The sequence below is a fragment of the Mangrovicella endophytica genome (assembly GCF_002893625.1).
In the GTDB taxonomy this organism is placed as follows: domain Bacteria; phylum Pseudomonadota; class Alphaproteobacteria; order Rhizobiales; family Rhizobiaceae; genus Mangrovicella; species Mangrovicella endophytica.
Window position 1 is genome coordinate 133905 of the sequence record NZ_PKMZ01000004.1, and the last position, 17882, is coordinate 151786.

The window sequence follows — 17882 nt, forward strand, 5'->3', positions numbered from 1 at the left end:
GCTGAGGAAAATTCAGGAATGGATCGCGATCTCTGGTCGGGCTTGAGCGTCTTTGCCGAGATCGTCGAGGCCGGCAGCTTCGCCAAGGCCGCTTCCCGGCTTGGCCTGTCGGCCTCGGCCCTCAGCCACACGATGCGCTCGCTCGAAGCCGGGCTGGGCGTCCGGCTGCTCGATCGCACCACGCGCTCGCTTGCGGCGACGGCCGCCGGCGAAGAGCTGCTCGAACATCTTCGCCCGGCGATAACGTCAGTGGAGGCCGCGCTCACGCGGCTCGACGCACAGCGCGTGCAGCCCGCGGGACGCGTGCGGATCAACGCGCATCGTCCTGCAGCGGTCCATGTCGTGCTGCCGCGACTCAGCGTCTTCGCGAAACGTTATCCCGACATCGCGGTCGAGCTGGTGGTCAACGACGGCCTCGTCGACATCGTTCAGGAACGGTTCGACTGCGGCGTGCGGCATGAGGGCGAACTTCAGCGCGACATGATCTCCGTGCGTATCAGCGGGCCGGTTCCTCTCGTTTTCGTCGCCGCCCCGTCCTACCTCGCGTCGCACGGCGTGCCGCAAACGCCGGACGACCTCAGCCGGCACCGCTGCCTCTGCTACCGCTACACCTCGTCCGGAACGATCCATGCCTGGGAGTTTCAAGCGAACGGCCGGATCGTTGAGCGTTCGGTCCCCGGCTCGTTCGTGACCAACGATGTGGACGTCATGCGCGATGCCGCCCTGCAAGGGCTTGGGATCGCCTGCCTCCTCGGCCCCAACATCGAGGAACACGTGGCATCGGGCGCCCTGACTGAGGTCCTGAAGGGCTGGGCTCCGCAGCTGCCGCCGAACCATCTTTACTATCCGAACCGGCGTCAGCCGAGCGCCGCCTTTCAAGCCTTCGTGGACACAATGCGTGTGCTGGAGGATCGCTAACCGCGCCTTCTGTCGCTGTCGCGGCGAGCGGCCGCTATCCGCATAGCGGCAGGCAGCAGCCGGTTCGAGGCCGCTCGGATTGCCTCTGCCGTGGAGCCGCCTACCTCATCCGCATGCGCACGCGCCTTTATCAGCATCCAATCTTTGCCGAACATCTGACCGGACCCGGTCATCCCGAACGACCGGAGCGCATGCAGGCGGTGGCCGCCGCTCTGGAGGACGAGGCATTCCAGCATCTGGAGCGGGAGGAGGCCGGCGAAGGCGCGCTGGAGGCGATCTATCGCTGCCATCCGGAGGCGCATGTGCGCCGGCTCGCCATGGCCATCCCGACCGAAGGGCTGCAGCGCATCGACGGCGATACGGTGCTGAGCCCGAAGAGCTTCGGCGCCGCACTTCATGCCGTCGGCGGCGCCTGCGCTGCCGTCGACGCCGTCGCGAGCGGCACCGCGGACAACGCCTTCCTCGCAGCCCGCCCACCCGGTCACCATGCCGAGCGGGTGACGGCCATGGGCTTCTGCCTGTTCAACACGGCGGCCATTGCTGCCAGGCATGCACAGGCCGAGCACGGCTTGGGACGCATCGCCATCGTCGACTGGGACGTCCATCACGGCAACGGCACGCAGGAGATCTTCTGGTCCGATCCGTCCGTCTTCTACGCCTCGACGCACCAGATGCCGCTTTACCCCGGCACCGGCGCAGCCCAGGAAACGGGCGCCGGCAACATCCTGAATGTCCCGCTCCATGCCGGCGACGGCAGCGAGCATTTCCGCGAAGCCTTCACGAGCCGCATCCTGCCCGCGCTCGATCGTTTCCAGCCGGAGCTGATCATCATCTCCGCCGGCTTCGACGCTCATCACCGCGACCCGCTCGGTGGCCTGCGGCTGACGGAAGGCGATTTCGACTGGGCGACCGGACAGCTGATGGCGGTTGCGGACCGCCATTCGGGCGGGCGACTGGTCAGCGTGCTTGAGGGGGGCTATGACCTGACGGCTCTGGCGACTTCGTCCGCAGCGCATGTCAAGCGCCTGATGACCGGTTGAGCCGCCACCGCTCCGGCTTCGCAACGGAAGAAACAGTATGTCAGACATGACGGACGCGCAGATTCCGGCCGACGACGCCGACATCAAGCGGATGAGCTTCGAGGAGGCTCTCGGCGCACTGGAACGGATCGTCGCCGATCTCGAACGCGGCGACGTGCCGCTCGACCGCTCGATCCGCATCTACGAGCGCGGCGAGAAGCTGAAGAACCATTGCGAGCGGCTGCTCTCGGCAGCGGAGGACCGCGTCGAGAAGATCAAGCTGTCGCGCGCCGGCAAGCCGACCGGCGTCGAGCCTCTCGATCCCGCCTGACGCAGCCATTTGCCGCGGCCGGCGGCGCGCAGCGCCCGGCCCTGCCCCTTGATCGTCGTGGCGGCAGACCGATCTTAGACCGAATGCCGTAAAGGCAGGCCTGGCCCCGCATCTCCTCGGCCCAGCCCCGTTTCGAAAGGCCCTTCCTCCGTGTCAGAACAGTCGACGACGCCGCTGCTCGATCAGGTCTCCTCGCCTGCTGACCTCCGCCGGCTGCGTGAGAGCGACCTGAAGCAGCTCGCCGACGAGCTGCGGACCGACCTTGTCGAGGCCGTCTCCAAGACGGGCGGGCATCTCGGCGCCGGCCTTGGCGTCGTCGAGCTGACGGTCGCGCTCCACTATGTCTTCGACACGCCGAACGACCGCCTGATCTGGGACGTCGGGCACCAGGCCTATCCGCACAAGATCCTCACCGGCCGGCGCGAGCGCATGCGCACGGTGCGGCAGGAGAACGGACTTTCCGGCTTCGCCAAGCGCGCCGAGAGCGAATACGACCCGTTCGGCGCCGGCCACTCCTCCACCTCGATCTCGGCCGGGCTCGGCATGGCCGTGGCGCGTGATCTCGCCGGCGGTAAAAACAACGTCATTGCGGTGATAGGCGACGGCGCCATGTCCGCCGGCATGGCCTATGAGGCGATGAACAATGCCGGAGCGCTCGACGCCCGGCTGATCGTCATCCTCAACGACAACGACATGTCGATCGCGCCGCCGACGGGGGCGATGAGCGCCTATCTGGCGCGGCTCGTTTCCGGCAAGGCGTACCGGACGCTGCGCGACCGCGCCAAGAGCTTTGCCCGGCGACTGCCGGACTTTATGCGCGAGGGCGCGCGCCGCACCGAGGAGTTCACCCGCGGGCTGCTGACCGGCGGCACGCTCTTCGAGGAACTCGGCTTCTACTATGTCGGGCCCATCGACGGACACGATCTCGACCATCTCCTTCCCGTTCTGAAGAACGTCCGCGACAGCCGCAGCGGGCCGATCCTCGTCCATGTCGTGACCAAGAAGGGCAAGGGCTACGGCCCGGCCGAGAACTCGGCCGACAAGTATCATGGCGTCTCGAAGTTCGACGTCATCACCGGGGCGCAGGCCAAGGCCAAGGCGAACGCCCCGAGCTACACCGCCGTCTTCGCCGACGCGCTGATCCGCGAGGCGCGCGAGGACGAGAAGATCGTCGCGGTGAACGCCGCGATGCCGAGCGGCACCGGCCTCGACAAGTTCGAAGCGATCTTTCCGGCGCGGTCCTTCGATGTCGGCATTGCCGAGCAGCATGCCGTCACCTTCAGCGCCGGCCTCGCCGCCGAGGGCTACAAGCCGTTCTGCGCGATCTATTCGACCTTCCTGCAGCGTGCCTACGACCAGATCGTCCACGACGTGGCGATCCAGAAGCTGCCGGTGCGCTTTGCCATCGACCGCGCCGGCTTCGTCGGTGCCGACGGTCCGACGCATGCCGGTTCCTTCGACACCGGCTTCCTCGCGCCGCTGCCGGGGATGGTGGTGATGGCGGCCGCCGACGAGGCGGAGCTCTGCCACATGGTGCGCACCGCCGCCGCCTATGACGAGGGGCCGATCTCGTTCCGCTACCCCCGCGGCAACGGCGTCGGCGTCGACATGCCGGAGCGCGGCGAGATCCTGGCGATCGGCAAGGGCCGCATCGTCAAGGAGGGCTCGAAGGTCGCGATCCTGTCCTTCGGCACGCGGCTGGCCGACGCGCTCGGTGCCGCCGAGGAGCTGGAAACCTTCGGCCTGTCGACGACGGTGGCCGACGCCCGCTTCGCCAAGCCGCTGGACATCGATCTCGTGACGCGGATCGCCCGAGAGCACGAGGTGCTGATCCTCCTCGAAGAGGGCGCAGCCGGCGGCTTCGCCGCGCAGGTGCTGGAGCAGCTCGCCCGCCGTGGCCTGCTCGACCACGGCCTGAAAGTGCGCCCGCTGACCATGCCGGACAGCTTCGTGGAGCACGCAGCGCCTGAGGCGATGATCCGCCAGTCCGGCCTCGATCGCGCGGGCATCGTCGACGCCGTGTTCAAGGCACTCGGCACCAGCGCCCGGCGGGTCATGCAGGCATAGGACCGGCGACCACAAGGAACCGCGTCCTGCCGCCGCGCTTGCCAGCGCTCTCCGGCTCGCGCAGAACGGCGCCATGAGCCTCAACGATCGACATCACGGCGCGCAGCGCCTGCGCCTCGACGCGCTGATCGCCGAGCGCGGACTTGCCGACAGCCGTTCGCGGGCGCGCGACGCGATCCTGCGCGGGCATGTCAGCGTCGACGGCGCGGTGGTCTCGAGGCCCTCGCTGACGGTCCCGCTCGATGCGGAGATCACGATCGATGACCCTGCCGGCGGCTATGTCTCACGCGCGGCGCTGAAGCTCATCGCGGGCCTCGATGCCTTCGGCTTCGATGTCAGCGGCAAGCTCTGCCTCGATGTCGGAGCCTCCACCGGCGGCTTCACGCAGGTTCTGCTCGAACGCGGCGCCGCCCGCGTCGTCGCCATCGATGTCGGCCACGATCAGATGCACACGGCCGTGCGGGACGACCCGCGCGTCCACGCCGTCGACGGCCTCAACGCCCGCGACATGACGCTCGCCGATATCGGCGGTGAAGCGCCGCTCCTCGTCGTCGCCGACATATCCTTCATCTCCCTCACCCTCGCCCTGCCGCCGGCCCTCTCCTTCGCGGCGGCGGGCGCCGAGGCGGTGCTTCTGGTCAAGCCGCAGTTCGAGGCGGGCCGGGAGGCGATCGGGCGCGGCGGCCTTCTGCGCGGCGGAGCGGACGCCGCGGCCGTCATCGCCGCCGAGCGTAGGCAGTGGCTGGACAGCCAGCCCGGCTGGCGTTCGATAGGACTGATCCCTTCTCCGATCCTCGGTGGTGACGGCAATGCCGAGTTCGTGCTCGGCGGGCGGAAGAACCGGTGAGCGCCCCGACGTCCCCCATGACCCAAGCCCTGACGATCGACCGACTCGGCGCAAAGGCCGATGGGATCGGCAGCCTGCCGGATGGCGGTCAGGCCTTCGTGCCGTTCACGCTGCCGGGCGAGCGTGTTCTCGCCTCAGGGCGCGGTCCGCGCTTCGAGCTCGAACGGGTGGAGACGCCCTCGCCGGAGCGTGTGGAGCCGCCCTGCCCGCATTTTGGCATCTGCGGCGGCTGCGACCTGCAGCATGCCTCGGATGCGGTCTACCATGCCTTCAAGCGCGATCTCGTGGTGGAAGCGTTTCGTCGCGTCGGGATCGACGCGCCGGTCGACGATCTCGTGCCCTGCCCGCCGCATTCGCGGCGGCGCGTCACGCTCTCCGCCGTGCGCGCCGGCAACGGCGTCCTCCTCGGCTACAACGAGGCGCTCAGCCACCGCATCGTCGATATCAAGGTCTGCCCGATCGCACTGCCGGAGATCGAGCGGGCGCTGCCGGGCCTGAGGCAGCTCGCAGGTCTGGCGGTCGACCGGCGCCGGCCGCTGCGCCTGACGGTCACCGTCACGGCCTCGGGTCTCGATGTCGCGCTGGCCGACGCCGCCCCGCTCAACGAGCGGCTGCGCCAAAACCTCGTCCGCTTTGCCGTCGAGGCCGGGCTGGCGCGGCTCTCGTCGGGTGGCGAGGTGCTGCTGGAATCACGACCGCCGGTGATCGACATCGATGGCATCGCCGTTTCACCGCCGCCAGGCGGTTTCCTGCAGGCCGTCGCCAGCGCCGAGGCGCAGATGGCCACACGCGCGCTCGGCCACCTCAAGGGTGCCAGGCAGGTGGCGGACCTCTTTGCCGGCGTCGGCACGTTCTCGCTCAGGCTCGCGAGGCAGTCCGCCGTCCATGCGGTCGAAAGTGACGCGCCGGCGCTGGCCGCGCTCGATGCAGCGCAACGACACACGCGCGGCCTGAAGCCGCTGACATCAGAACGGCGCGACCTTTTCCGCCGGCCGCTCAACGCCCGCGAGCTGAAGCGCTTCGACGGCCTCGTCTTCGATCCGCCGCGAGCCGGGGCGGAAGCGCAATCGCGGGAGGTCGCCGGATCAAGCGTCGCGCGTGTCGCCGCGATCTCCTGCAATCCGACGACGCTCGCGCGTGACGTCGCGATCCTCGTTGCCGGCGGCTACAGGCTCGACCGCGTCACGCCGATCGACCAGTTCCTCTGGTCGCATCACGTCGAAGCCGTGGCACTGCTGTCGCGATGACCGTTAGCTCGACCGTGCCTGCCGGGCAAAGCGCGGCCGACCGACGCGGACGGGTGGCCTGATGCTCGACGGGATCATGGATTTCATCGCGCACTACGGCGTCCTCGTCGTCTTCGCCTCGATCTTCGTGGAATCCTCGGGCCTGCCCGTCCCGGGCGAGAGCATGCTGGTCGCCGCCGGCGTGCTCGCCAGCCAGGGCCGCATCGGCATTGTCGAGGTGTTTCTCGCGGCGTGGATCGGCGGCACGCTGGGCGACAATGTCGGCTATCTCCTCGGCTACAAGTTCGGCCGCCCGTTCGTGTATCGCTACGGCGGCAAGATCGGGCTCTCCCGCTCGCGCATTGCCCTGATCGAGCAGCGCTTCCTGAAGCGCGGACCGCCGATCGTCCTGATCGCCCGCTTCATCCTGATCCTGCGCCAGCTCTGCGGCTTCATCGCGGGCACCGCGCATATGCCGTGGTGGCGGTTCTCGTTCTACAACGCCCTCGGCGCGGCGCTGTGGTCCGGCGCCTATGCCGGCGGCGCCTATCTCCTCGGTGCGGCGGTGGAGCACTACCTCTCGGCCGGCCGCTGGGTCTTCGCCGGCGTCGCGGTGATCTTCGTGATCGCCAGCGCGACGACGATCTGGGGTTTCATACGCGAGGCGCGCGGCGGCGAAGCGGAGGACCCCAGCCTTCCGCCACCGCCGGTGGAAGAGATCACCCGCCCCTGACGCTTGCGGGCCGCTGGCGCTCGGCCGCTCCGGCCGGCGATCAGCGATCCAGGAAGGCGCGGAAGGCGGCGCGGGCCTCGCGGGATCGCAGCCGTTCGGCGAAGATGGCGTTCTCCTCGGCGATGCGGCGAAGCACCTCGCTGCGCTCGCCGCGCATGAGGCGGCGGGAGAGTTGGAGGGCCTCGCGCGGCTTGCCGGCAAGGCGGAGCGCGGTATCCCGCGCCACGGCCTCCACCGTGTCGGCGTCAACCACCGTCGTCACGAGACCAGCCGCCTTGGCCGCGTCGGCATCGAAGGTTTCGCCGAGAACGAGCAGCGCAAAAGCCTGCTGGTATCCCATCAGCCGCGGCGCCAGCAGGCTGGAGCCGGCTTCCGGCGTCACGCCGAGATCGAGAAAGGGCGTGCGGAAGGACGCACGCGGCGAGGCGTAGACGAGGTCGCAATGCATCAGCATGGTCGTGCCGATGCCGATCGCGATGCCATCGACGGCGGCAACGAGCGGCTTCTCGGCTGTCGCGAGCGCCTGGAGAAAAGCCTCGACCTCGTGACCGAGCCGGGCGTCCTCGGCGACTGCATCCAGGAAGTCGCGGATATCGTTGCCGGCGGTGAAGACGCCCGGCAAGCCGCACAGCAGGATGGCCGCAACCTCGTCATGCTCGCCGGCATCGGCGATCGCGGCCGCCATTGCGCCGTACATGGCGCGATCGATGGCGTTCTTTTTGTCCGGCCGGTTCATCCGGATCGTGACGACGCCGTCGGCGGAGGTCACCTCGATATGCGCGCTCATGGCCGCGCCTCCTCGACGGCCAATCGCGCCGCCTGCAACACCGCCGCCCCCTGCAGGATGCGCCGCTTCAGGCCGGATGCCTCGGCGAGCAGCGTCACCGCCGCGAAGCGGGCCAGCGCCTGACGATGCCCGCGCCCGGGCGCGTCGACCAGCGCGCCTTTGGCGAGATAGGCCGTGCCGGCCGTCAGGCCGAAGAGCCGCAGATAGGCAGTCGCACCAGCCAGGGCGGTATCGGTCTCGCCACCCGCGAGGCATGTCTGCAGGAATCGCGTCGCTTGCCTCCAGTCATCGAGCGCCCCTGTCAGGGGTTCTGCCATTTCATCGAACCCGCCGTCTGCGCTGGCGCGGAGTGCATCGACAATCGCCGCCATCTCCTCGTGGTAGTCGTCGAAGACTGCCCCGTCGAAGAGGCCGAGTTTTCGGGTCACGAGGTCGATGGCCTGAATGCCGTTGGTGCCCTCGTAGATCGGCGCGATGCGCGCATCGCGAAGGAGCCGCGCGGCACCGGTCTCCTCGATATAGCCGGTGCCGCCATGCACCTGCAGTCCCAGCGAAGCGACCTCGACGCCGACATCGGTGGCAAACGCCTTGGCGACGGGCGTGAGAAGATCAGCGCGCGCCTTCCAGCGCCGTTGCTCGGCCGGATGCTGCGCAGCACGCGCCCGGTCGGCGGCAAGGCCGCAGGCATAGACGATGGCGCGCGCTGCGCCGGTGAGAGCCTTCATCGTCGTCAGCATCGCCGCAACATCGGGGTGCTGGGCAATCGGGCTTTCGTCCGTTCCCGCTCCGCCGCCAACGAGACGGGTGGCGCGGCCCTGCCTGCGCTCGGACGCATAGGCTTCGGCCTTGCGGCAGGCCGCCTCCGCGACACCCAGACCCTGCACGCCGACGAGCAGGCGCGCGTTGTTCATCATCGTGAACATGCAGGCGAGGCCGCGATTTTCCTCGCCGATCAGCCAGCCGACGGCGCCCGGCGCCTCGCCGGGAGCGCTGCCCTCGCCATAGATCATCGTGCAGGTCGGCGAGCCGTGGATGCCGAGCTTGTGCTCGATCGAGGCGCAGACGACGTCGTTGCGCCGGCCGAGCGAGCCGTCTTCCTCAATGAGATGCTTCGGCACGAGGAAGAGCGAGATGCCCTTCACGCCCGGCGGAGCATCCGGCAGGCGCGCCAGCACGAGGTGGACGATATTGTCCGTCCAGTCGTGCTCGCCATAGGTGATGAAGATCTTGTGGCCAAAGATACGGTAGCTGCCGTCCGCCTGCCGCTCGGCGCGTGTTCTGAGACCAGACAGATCCGAGCCCGACTGCGGCTCGGTCAGATTCATCGTTCCCATCCACGCACCGGAGACGAGCTTTTCGAGATAGCGCACCTTGAGCATCGGGCTGCCATGAGCGAGCAGAGCCTCGATCGCGCCGACCGTCAGCGTCGGGCCGATGGCAAACGCCATGGACGCGGAGTTCCAGATCTCGAAGACAGCGGCGGAGAGCGCCACCGGAAGGCCCTGGCCGCCATGTTCGGCGGGCGCGGCGAGGCCGTTCCAGCCGGCGTCGCGCCAGCGGGCGTAAAGCTCCGGCCACCCGTCAGGCGTCCGCACTTCGCCATCCTCCAGCCGCGCGCCCTGGCGATCGCCGCTGGCTGCGAGAGGCTCAATCTCGCCGGTGGCGAATTCGGCGGCCGCAGACAGAACCGCTTCGACGAGATCGGCGGAGAGGTCCCCGTAGCGTCCGGCTTCGACGTCCGACCTCAGGCCGGCCACCTCGAGCAGCGTGAAAGCGATGTCGTGCGGAGTAGCCATAGGAAGACCTTATCTCACGAGATGCTGTCCGCGGCCGATAGCCGCCTATCGATAAATTCGCCTGTCCAATGGCTAAGGAATCGGCCAAAGGTCGTCCGGAACTCGTCGCGGTTTCAACCATTCCAGCGATGAGTGAGAGGAGGATGTAGATGCGGTTTGTGCGTTTCGGAAATCGAGGTTCCGAAAAGCCAGGCATTCTCGATCAGCAGGGCAGGATACGGGATCTCTCGTCCCATTTATCTTCTCTATCCGGGGCAGCTCTAGACCCGGCCGAATTGCGTAAGCTTGGCACTATCGATCCCGAGACTCTGCCGCTCGCACCCGAGGGTGCGCGATTGTGCAAGCCTGTCGAGCGGATCGGCAAGATCATCGGCGTCGGGCCGAACTATCGCGACGCCGCTCTCCTGGCCGGTTTCAAGGTCAATCCCGAACCGACCCTCTTCATGAAATCGCCTTCCGCCGTGAGCGGCCCGAACGACCCGATCGAGATTCCGCGCATGGCGACGCGCGTGGACTGGGGGGTCGAGCTCGCCGTGGTGATCGGGCGCGTGGCCAAATACGTCAATGTCGAGCAGGCGATGGACTATGTCGCCGGCTTCACCCTCGCCAACGACCTGACCGAGCGCAACTTCCAGCTTCAGCGCGGCGGCCAGTGGTTCAAGGGCAAGTCGCACGACACATTCGCGCCGATCGGCCCCTATCTCGTCACGCCGGACGAGCTGCGCAACTTCGACGACATTACCCTGTGGCTCGACGTCAACGGCCAGCGCCAGCAGTCCGCGAGCACCAGCGGCATGATCTTCAAGGTGCCGTATCTCGTCTCCTACATCTCGCGCTTCACGCGTCTCGAGCCGGGCGACGTGATCCTGACGGGATCGCCGGGCGGCGTCGGCCTCTCCTATGACCCGCCGCGCTTCCTCTCTGTCGGCGACCGCGTGACGCTCGGCGCCGACGGCCTCGGCCAGCAGGACTATGTCTGCATCAGCTCGTGAAAGGGGCCGGCCGATCGCCGGTCCGCTTTCCGATCGTTCGGCCCTCGCAAGCGTGAAGCTCATGGAGGCGCTCAGCGCGCCTCCAGATCGCTCCAGCCGGCATCCGGCTTGAAGCGCTCGCCATGGCGCTCGGCGAGCGCCTCCATCCGCGCGACGATCTCGGCGATGCCACGCCGGCGGGCGTAGTGGATGGGGCCGCCGCGGAACGGCGCGAAGCCGGTGCCGAAGATCATCGCGCCATCAGCGATGTCCTCCTCTTCCACCACGCCTTCGCGCAGGCATGCGACAACCGCGTTCAGCATCGGCAGGATCAGCCGATCGGCGATGTCGGGATCGTTCGGCGCACTGTCCGGCAGCGCATCCAGACTCTGCTTCGCCGGCTTGCCCTCGCTATCGTATCGGTAGAGCCCCTCGCCGCTCTTGCGGCCGAGTTTGCCGTCCGCCCGCTTCTGCCGCAGCCATTCGGGCGCTTGCGGGAAGCCGTGCATCACCGGACGCAGCCCGTCGACGACGTCGAGGGCGACGTCGATGCCGACCTGGTCGATGAGCTCGATCGGCCCCATCGGCATGCCGAAGGCTTCGGCGGCATGGTCGATCCGCTCCTTCGGAATGCCTTCGTCGGCGAGGATCAGAGCCTCGGCGATGTAAGGCGTCAGCGAACGATTCACGAGGAAGCCGGGCGCCGAAGCGACGGCTGCGGGCAGCCGTGACAGCTCGGTGGCAAAGGCGATGGCGCGGCGGCGCGTCTCGGCATGGATGGCGGCGTGCGAGACGATCTCGACCAGCTGCATCCGCGACACCGGGTTGAAGAAGTGCAGGCCGACGAAGCGCGATGGATCGCGGAGGCCAGCGACCAGCTCGTCCAGCGGGATCGCCGAGGTGTTGGTGGCCAGCAGCGCGCCCTCCTTCAGCCGCGGCTCGATGGCCGCGTAGATCGAGCGCTTCAGCTCCAGCTTCTCCGGGACCGCCTCGATGACGATGTCGGCGTGGCGCACGCCATGGCCCTGCGGATCAGGCACCAGGCGGTCGAGCGCATCGCGGACCTTGACCGGATCCTTCAGCGTCGCCTGCAGCATCTTCGTCGCCGCCTTGACCGCCTTGCCGATGGATGCGTTGGCCACATCCGCCAGCGTGACGTCGAAGCCTTCCTTGGCAGCCCAGGCCGCGATGTCGCCCCCCATGGCGCCGGCACCGACCACATGGACATGGCGGATCGCCGACTTGCCCTGCTTCTGCCCCTTCATCGCCTCGCGCAGGAAGAAGACACGGATAAGGCTTTGCGCGGTGTCCGAGGTGATCAGTCTGGCAAAGCTGTCGATCTCGGCGGCCTGCATCGCCTTGCGGTCGCCCCCATGCGCCTCCCAAAGATCGATCAGGGCATAGGGCGCCGGGTAATGCTCCTTCGGCGCCTTCTCGGCCGCGGTCTTCCTCATCCGCGATGCGGCGAAGCTGCGCGCGGGGCGTAGCGATAGCGCCCGGTCCTTGAGATCGGCCTTGGCACCCGCGAGCTGCCCCGCGGCTGCGGCCCGGACCGCGGCGGCGACATGGCGCTCCTCCACCACCGCATCGACGAGGCCGATCGACTTGGCCTTGCGCGCCGGGAGCGATCGGCCGGTCAGCATCATGGTCATCGCCTCGACCGGATCGGCTACCGCGATCGAGCGGAAGGTGCCGCCGAGACCCGGATGCAGCCCCAGCATCACCTCGGGAAAGCCGAGCGTCGCATCGGCGGTCGCGATGCGGCGCTTGCAGGCGAGCGCGAGTTCCAGACCGCCGCCGAGACAGTGGCCGTGGATCACCGCGATCGTCAGAGACGACAGCCTCTCCAGCCGGTCGAAGACGGCATGGCCCTCGGTCAGCAGCCTTTGCATGTCCTCGATCGAGGCGCCGGTGAACTGGCGGATGTCGGCACCGGCGGCAAAGCCGGCGGACTTGCCGGAGCGGATCACCACCGCGCGCGGACGCTCGGCTTCAAGGCGCTCCAGATGCGCGTTCAGCTCCTCCAGCACGGCGCGGTCGATCACATTCACCGACTTGTCGGGCCGGTCGAGCACCAGCCACACCACGCCGTCGGCGTCCCTCGCCGACCGCCAGTTGCCCTGCGGGGCGGCATCGGCCGCGGCTCCAAGCTCGAGCCGGCGATCCTTCAGCGCGTTCAGCATCGTCTTCATGGCGCGTCTCTCCGGATCAAGCGGCTTCGAGCAACATGGCGCCGCCCTGGCCGCCGCCGATGCATTCGGTCGCGATGCCACGCTTGCGGCCGAGCCGCCGCATGGCATTGGCGAGATGGAGCGTGATGCGGTTGCCGCTGGTGCCGACGGGGTGACCCAGCGAGATGGCGCCGCCATCGACGTTGAGGTCCTCGTGCCGGATGACGCCTCCCAAACCCTCGAGATCGAGGACGTCGCGGCAGATCGTTTCGTCGGCGAGCGCGGCGAGGCAGGCGAGAACCTGCGCGGCGAAGGCCTCGTTCAACTCCCACAGGCCGACATCGGCAACGCTCATCGCCTGACGCTTCAGGATGGGCGCACTGGCCAGGACAGGGCCAAGGCCCATGATCGAGGGATCGAGCGCGCCCCAATGCGAATCGACGATGCGGGCGAGCGGCGTCATGCCATGCCGCTCGACAGCCTCCTCGGAGGCCAGGATCACCCAGCTGGCGCCGTCGGTGATCTGCGAGGCGTTACCGGCCGTGACCTTGCCATAGGGCTTCTCGAAGACCGGTTTCAGCTTGCCGAGCGATTCGACGCTGGAGCCGGGCCGGACGCCATCGTCGCGCTCGAACACCTCGCCGTCGCGCGAGAAGGCCGGCAGCATCTCGTCCTTCAGCCAACCCTCCTTCGTTGCACGGTCGAGGCGGTCGTGGCTCGCCGCGGCGTAGGCATCGGCGGCCTCGCGGCTGATGTCGAAGAGATGGGCGAGGATCTCCGCCGTCTGCCCCATGTTGAGTTCGGTGATCGGATCGGTGAGGCCGCGCTCCAGGCCGAGCATGGGCTTGAGGAAGTCAGGCCTCAGGCCGGTCAGCGCCTTCAGCCTGTCGGCCGTCGATCGCGCTCCGTTGAGGCGGGCGAACCAGTCGACCGCGCCGCGCCGCAGTACCAGCGGCGAATGGCTGAGCGCGTCCGTGCCGCCGGCCAGGACGATGTCGGCATGGCCGCCTTCGATCGTGCGGAAGGCGGTGTCGATCGACTGCATGCCGGAGCCGCAATTGATCTGCACCGTGAAGGCCGGAATGCGCTCGGGAATGCCGAGCCGCAGCAGCGCGACGCGCGCTGGGTTCATCTCGTCGGCGATGACGTTGACGCAGCCGAGGATGACCAGATCGATCGCGTCCTTGTCGAAGCTCTGGCGCATGAGGAGCGGTCGACCGCACTGCACGGCGAGATCGACCGGCGTGAACGGCCCCGGCTTGCCACGCGCCTTCAGGAAGGGCGTGCGCGCCCCGTCGACAAGATAGACTGCCCGCGCCATTACTCCGCCGCCTCCTGACGTTCCTGACCTTCGTTCGCTGGGCGATGCTGCGCCGCCAGCGGCGACACCGCCTCCATTGGAAAGGCGTCGACCACGAGCACCTCGGTCACCGCGGCACGCGCCGCCTGGAGCCGCGCGCAATCCTCGGCCGAGATGATCGCAGCATCGCGCGCCTTTTCGGGATCGGCGATGCGCGCTTCACGCATCGCCTTCTCCACCGACGCCACCTCGACGATCATCGAGAAGGCGCGTTCGAGGGCGGCGACCGGGTGGTCCAGCCGGCCCTCGCCGAGATAAAGCCCCGGCGTCAGTCGATCGCGCTGCGAGGACGGTCGCAGCAGGATTTCGGCCACCTCGCTCGTCAGCTCGTCGGACGGCTCCGGCTGCGGTACGCCGAGCGGGAAGGCGATCAGCTGCGCCAGCGTCGCCGCCCAGCGGGCCGGCAGGTTGAGGAGGACACCGCGGAAGGCAGCGCCGAGCCGGCCGTAGCCCTTCTGGAACACGTAATCGACGAGCGGGCGGTCGGCTTCGGGTCGTCCCTCGCTCTCGAAGCGCTTCAGCGTCGCGCCCAGGAAGTAGAGCTCGGCGAGAATGTCCGCCAGGCGCCCCGACAGCATCTCGCGACGCTTCAGCGTGCCGCCGAGTGTCAGCAGCGACAGATCGGCCAGGAGCGCAAAGGCCGACGAATAGCGTGACAGCTGCCGCCAGTGGCTGGTCATGGCTGCGCCGTCCGGCGCATGCGCGGCGAGGCCGCCGGTCCAGCCATGCACGAAGGCCCGCAGCGCATTCAGCGCGGAGAAGCCCACATGGCCCCAGAAGTGGCGATCAAAGGCGTCGAGCCCGGCTTCCTCATCCTTGTCGGAGAGAGCGAGCAGCTCCTTCAGCATATAAGGATGGGCGCGGATGGCGCCCTGCCCGAAGATCATCAGGCTGCGCGTCAGGATGTTGGCGCCTTCGACGGTGATGCCGATCGGCACGGAGCGGTGCTGCAGGCCCATATAGTTGCGCGGCCCGTCGATGATGCCCTTGCCGCCATGGATATCCATCGTCTTCTCGACGGATTCGCGCATGCGCTGCGTCGCGGTCGCCTTCATGATGGCCGAGACGACGGAGGGACGATGCCCCTCATCGAGCGCGGCGACCGTCAGCCGGCGCGCCGCATCGATCGCGTAGGCATTGGCGGCGATCTCGGCGAGCGGCTGCTGGATGCCCTCGAAGAGGCCGAGCGGCACGTTGAACTGGGTGCGGATGCGGGCATAGGCGCCGGCGGTCCGGGCGCAGGCCGCCGCCGAGGCCGCGGACTGGGAGGGCAGCGAGATGCCGCGTCCGGCGGCAAGCGCCGTCATCAGCATCCGCCAGCCCTGCCCGACCTGGTCTGCGCCGCCGAGGATCCAGTCGACGGGCACGAAGACGTCGCGTCCTTCGAGCGGGCCGTTCTGGAAGAAGGTGAATTGCGGGATGTGGCGGTCGCCATGCGTGACGCCGGGCGTCGCCGTCGGGAGCAGCGCCACAGTGATACCCGGCGAGGTGCCCTTGCCGAGGTGGTTCTCGGGATCGAGCAGCTTGAACGCAAGGCCCATCACCGTGGCGACGGGGCCTAGCGTGATGTAGCGCTTGGCGAAGTTGAGGCGGATGCCGAGCACCCGCTGGCCCTCGTGCTCGCCGTATTCGACGACGCCGGTGTCGGTCATCGCCGCGGCGTCCGAACCGGCTTCCACCGAGGTCAGGCCGAAACACGGGATCTCCCGCCCATCGGCCAGACGCGGCAGCCAGTAAGTACGCTGGGCTTCCGTGCCGAAATGCAGCATCAGCTCGCCGGGTCCGAGCGAGTTCGGCACCATCACCGTCACGCCGGCGACGACGCTGGCGGACGACACCTTGCGGACGACTTCCGAATGCGCGGTGTTGGAGAAGCCGAGACCGCCATACTGCTTCGGGATGACCATGCCGAAGAAGCGGTTGCGCTTCAGAAAGTCCCAGACCTCCGGCGGCAGATCGCGGTCTTCCCAGACGATCTTCCAGTCGTCGATCATCGCGCAGAGTTCGGAGACTGGACCGTCGATGAAGGCCTGCTCCTCCGCCGTCAGCGTCGCCGGCGGCATGGCGACGAGCTTGTTCCAGTCAGGATTGCCGGAGAACAGCTCACCATCCCACCAGACGGTGCCGGCGCCGATCGCCTCCTGCTCGGTCGGCGAGATCGGCGGCATGACGCCCTTGGCCCAGCGAAAGATCGGGCGGGTCAATCTCTCCCTGCGGAACGACATGGCTTTTCTCCGGCTGCCGATCTTCTCGCCAGCCAATGTAACCTATCGCAGCGAAATTCCTACCCTTGACGTAAACGTAAAAGGAAACGCCGCCTACTCAGGCTCGGCCATGATGGCGCGGTGCCCGATGTCGGAGCGGCAGAAGCCGTCCGGCCAGTCGATGACGGCAACGGCCTCATAGGCGGCGCGCGCCGCCTGCCTGACAGTCGCACCAGTGGCGGAGACGTTGAGGACGCGGCCACCATCCGCCAGTAGCCGCTCGCCGTCGCGGCGCGTGCCGGCCTGGAAGACCTTCATACCAAGCCGCTCCGGCGGCAGGTTGCGGATCTCGGAGCCCTTGGCGTAGGTGCCGGGATAGCCGTTCGCCGCCAGCACGACGGTCAGCGCCACCTCGTCCCGCCAGTGGGGCGCGACCCCGGAGAGGTCCCCCTTCGCACAGGCCAGGAGGATCGGCAGGAGGTCGCTCTCCAGCCGCAGCATCAAAACTTGGGCTTCCGGATCACCGAAGCGGACATTGTATTCGATCAGCTTCGGCCCGCTCTCCGTCAGCATCAGGCCGGCATAGAGAACGCCCTTGAATGGCGTGCCGACCTCGCGCATGCCGGCGAGCGTCGGCTCGACGATCTCGGCCATAGCGCGGCGAGTCAGCTCGGGCGTCATCGGCAGGGCGGGCGAATAGGCGCCCATGCCGCCGGTATTTGGCCCACGGTCGCGGTCGAAGGCGCGCTTGTGATCCTGCGCCGTGCCGAAGGCGAGCGCCTGGTTGCCGTCGCACAGGCAGAAGAGGCTCGCCTCCTCGCCTTCGAGGAACTCCTCGACCACCACCTCGTCGCCATCACCGCCGCTGAAGCAGGCATCGATCGCGGCGAGCGCCTCGTCACGCGTCATCGCGACAGTGACGCCCTTGCCGGCGGCGAGGCCATCGGCCTTGACGACGATCGGTGCCCCGTGGCGCTGGACGTAGTCCCTGGCCGCGGTCGCGTCGGTGAAGCGGCCATAGCGCGCCGTCGGGATCCGCTTGCGGGTGCAGAGATCCTTGGTGAAGCCCTTGGAGCCCTCCAGCTGTGCCGCCGCAGCGGACGGGCCGAAAACGAGAATGTCAGCGGCTTCCAGCGCATCAGCGAGTCCGTCGACGAGCGGCACCTCGGGCCCGACCACGACGAGGCCGATGTCATGTTCGCGGCAATAGGCGACGACCGAAGGCTTGTCGGCGGGGTTCAGGCCGGCGTCTTGAGCATGCTCGAAGATGCCGGGATTGCCGGGCGCCGCATGCAGCGTTCCGAGTTCGGGCGACTGCGCCAGCTTCCAAGCGAGAGCGTGCTCGCGGCCGCCGGAGCCGATCAGAAGGATGTTGATGGTCATCTGCGAAAAGCCTCGTCCGGTCCGGCAGCACGCCAGACCGGCGCCGTCCCCGCGCTTAGCGGGGCGACG

14 protein-coding genes are annotated in these 17882 nt (G+C 68.2%); 8 read left to right on the forward strand and 6 right to left on the reverse strand.

Annotated features, from left to right (window positions below):
- Positions 1 to 18: 18 nt before the first annotated feature.
- From C0R46_RS12205 to C0R46_RS12235, 7 genes are all read left to right on the forward strand, one after another.
- Positions 19 to 918 carry a LysR family transcriptional regulator gene (locus C0R46_RS12205; RefSeq protein WP_102959916.1) on the forward strand — a complete coding sequence of 300 codons (900 nt, stop codon included), beginning with the start codon at positions 19 to 21 and terminating at the stop codon, positions 916 to 918.
- A 113-nt stretch (positions 919 to 1031) separates the two neighbouring features.
- Positions 1032 to 1958: a histone deacetylase family protein gene (locus C0R46_RS12210; RefSeq protein ID WP_102959917.1), complete on the forward strand. Its 927-nt coding sequence runs from the start codon at positions 1032 to 1034 to the stop codon at positions 1956 to 1958.
- A gap of 37 nt (positions 1959 to 1995) precedes the next feature.
- The gene (locus C0R46_RS12215) at positions 1996 to 2268 is read left to right on the forward strand and encodes an exodeoxyribonuclease VII small subunit (RefSeq protein WP_198598316.1); all 273 of its coding nucleotides are present in this window, start codon (positions 1996 to 1998) and stop codon (positions 2266 to 2268) included.
- A gap of 150 nt (positions 2269 to 2418) precedes the next feature.
- Positions 2419 to 4335: a 1-deoxy-D-xylulose-5-phosphate synthase gene (dxs, locus tag C0R46_RS12220; protein WP_102959918.1), complete on the forward strand. Its 1917-nt coding sequence runs from the start codon at positions 2419 to 2421 to the stop codon at positions 4333 to 4335.
- Between the two features lie 73 nt (positions 4336 to 4408).
- Positions 4409 to 5182 carry a TlyA family RNA methyltransferase gene (locus C0R46_RS12225; RefSeq protein WP_102959919.1) on the forward strand — a complete coding sequence of 258 codons (774 nt, stop codon included), beginning with the start codon at positions 4409 to 4411 and terminating at the stop codon, positions 5180 to 5182.
- Between the two features lie 17 nt (positions 5183 to 5199).
- Complete coding sequence (locus C0R46_RS12230; RefSeq protein WP_102959920.1) at positions 5200 to 6429, forward strand: class I SAM-dependent RNA methyltransferase; 1230 nt, start codon at positions 5200 to 5202, stop codon at positions 6427 to 6429.
- A 61-nt stretch (positions 6430 to 6490) separates the two neighbouring features.
- Positions 6491 to 7141 carry a DedA family protein gene (locus tag C0R46_RS12235; RefSeq protein WP_102959921.1) on the forward strand — a complete coding sequence of 217 codons (651 nt, stop codon included), beginning with the start codon at positions 6491 to 6493 and terminating at the stop codon, positions 7139 to 7141.
- A 40-nt stretch (positions 7142 to 7181) separates the two neighbouring features.
- Here the strand turns inward: C0R46_RS12235 and C0R46_RS12240 are convergent, their stop codons facing one another.
- Both C0R46_RS12240 and C0R46_RS12245 read right to left on the reverse strand, forming a co-directional pair.
- On the reverse strand, positions 7182 to 7928 hold the full coding sequence (locus C0R46_RS12240) for a crotonase/enoyl-CoA hydratase family protein (protein WP_102959922.1): 747 nt from the start codon (positions 7926 to 7928) through the stop codon (positions 7182 to 7184).
- Positions 7925 to 9724 (reverse strand): acyl-CoA dehydrogenase family protein, encoded by a 1800-nt coding sequence (locus C0R46_RS12245; protein WP_102959923.1) that lies wholly within the window; start codon positions 9722 to 9724, stop codon positions 7925 to 7927. The genes C0R46_RS12240 and C0R46_RS12245 overlap by 4 nt, the downstream gene beginning before the upstream one ends.
- A 335-nt stretch (positions 9725 to 10059) precedes the next feature.
- Between C0R46_RS12245 and C0R46_RS12250 the strand changes: the two genes are divergently transcribed.
- Positions 10060 to 10716, forward strand: coding sequence for a fumarylacetoacetate hydrolase family protein (locus C0R46_RS12250; protein WP_342586509.1), 657 nt, complete (start codon positions 10060 to 10062; stop codon positions 10714 to 10716).
- Positions 10717 to 10787: 71 nt separating this feature from the next.
- Here the strand turns inward: C0R46_RS12250 and C0R46_RS12255 are convergent, their stop codons facing one another.
- From C0R46_RS12255 to purD, 4 genes are all read right to left on the reverse strand, one after another.
- The gene (locus C0R46_RS12255; RefSeq protein WP_102959925.1) at positions 10788 to 12887 is read right to left on the reverse strand and encodes a 3-hydroxyacyl-CoA dehydrogenase NAD-binding domain-containing protein; all 2100 of its coding nucleotides are present in this window, start codon (positions 12885 to 12887) and stop codon (positions 10788 to 10790) included.
- Between the two features lie 16 nt (positions 12888 to 12903).
- Positions 12904 to 14187, reverse strand: a complete 1284-nt coding sequence (locus C0R46_RS12260) for an acetyl-CoA C-acetyltransferase (protein WP_102959926.1) — start codon at positions 14185 to 14187, stop codon at positions 12904 to 12906.
- The gene (locus C0R46_RS12265) at positions 14187 to 16451 is read right to left on the reverse strand and encodes an acyl-CoA dehydrogenase (RefSeq protein WP_102959927.1); all 2265 of its coding nucleotides are present in this window, start codon (positions 16449 to 16451) and stop codon (positions 14187 to 14189) included. The genes C0R46_RS12260 and C0R46_RS12265 overlap by 1 nt, the downstream gene beginning before the upstream one ends.
- Before the next feature lie 93 nt (positions 16452 to 16544).
- On the reverse strand, positions 16545 to 17807 hold the full coding sequence (purD, locus tag C0R46_RS12270) for a phosphoribosylamine--glycine ligase (protein WP_198598322.1): 1263 nt from the start codon (positions 17805 to 17807) through the stop codon (positions 16545 to 16547).
- Between the last annotated feature and the right edge of the window lie 75 nt (positions 17808 to 17882).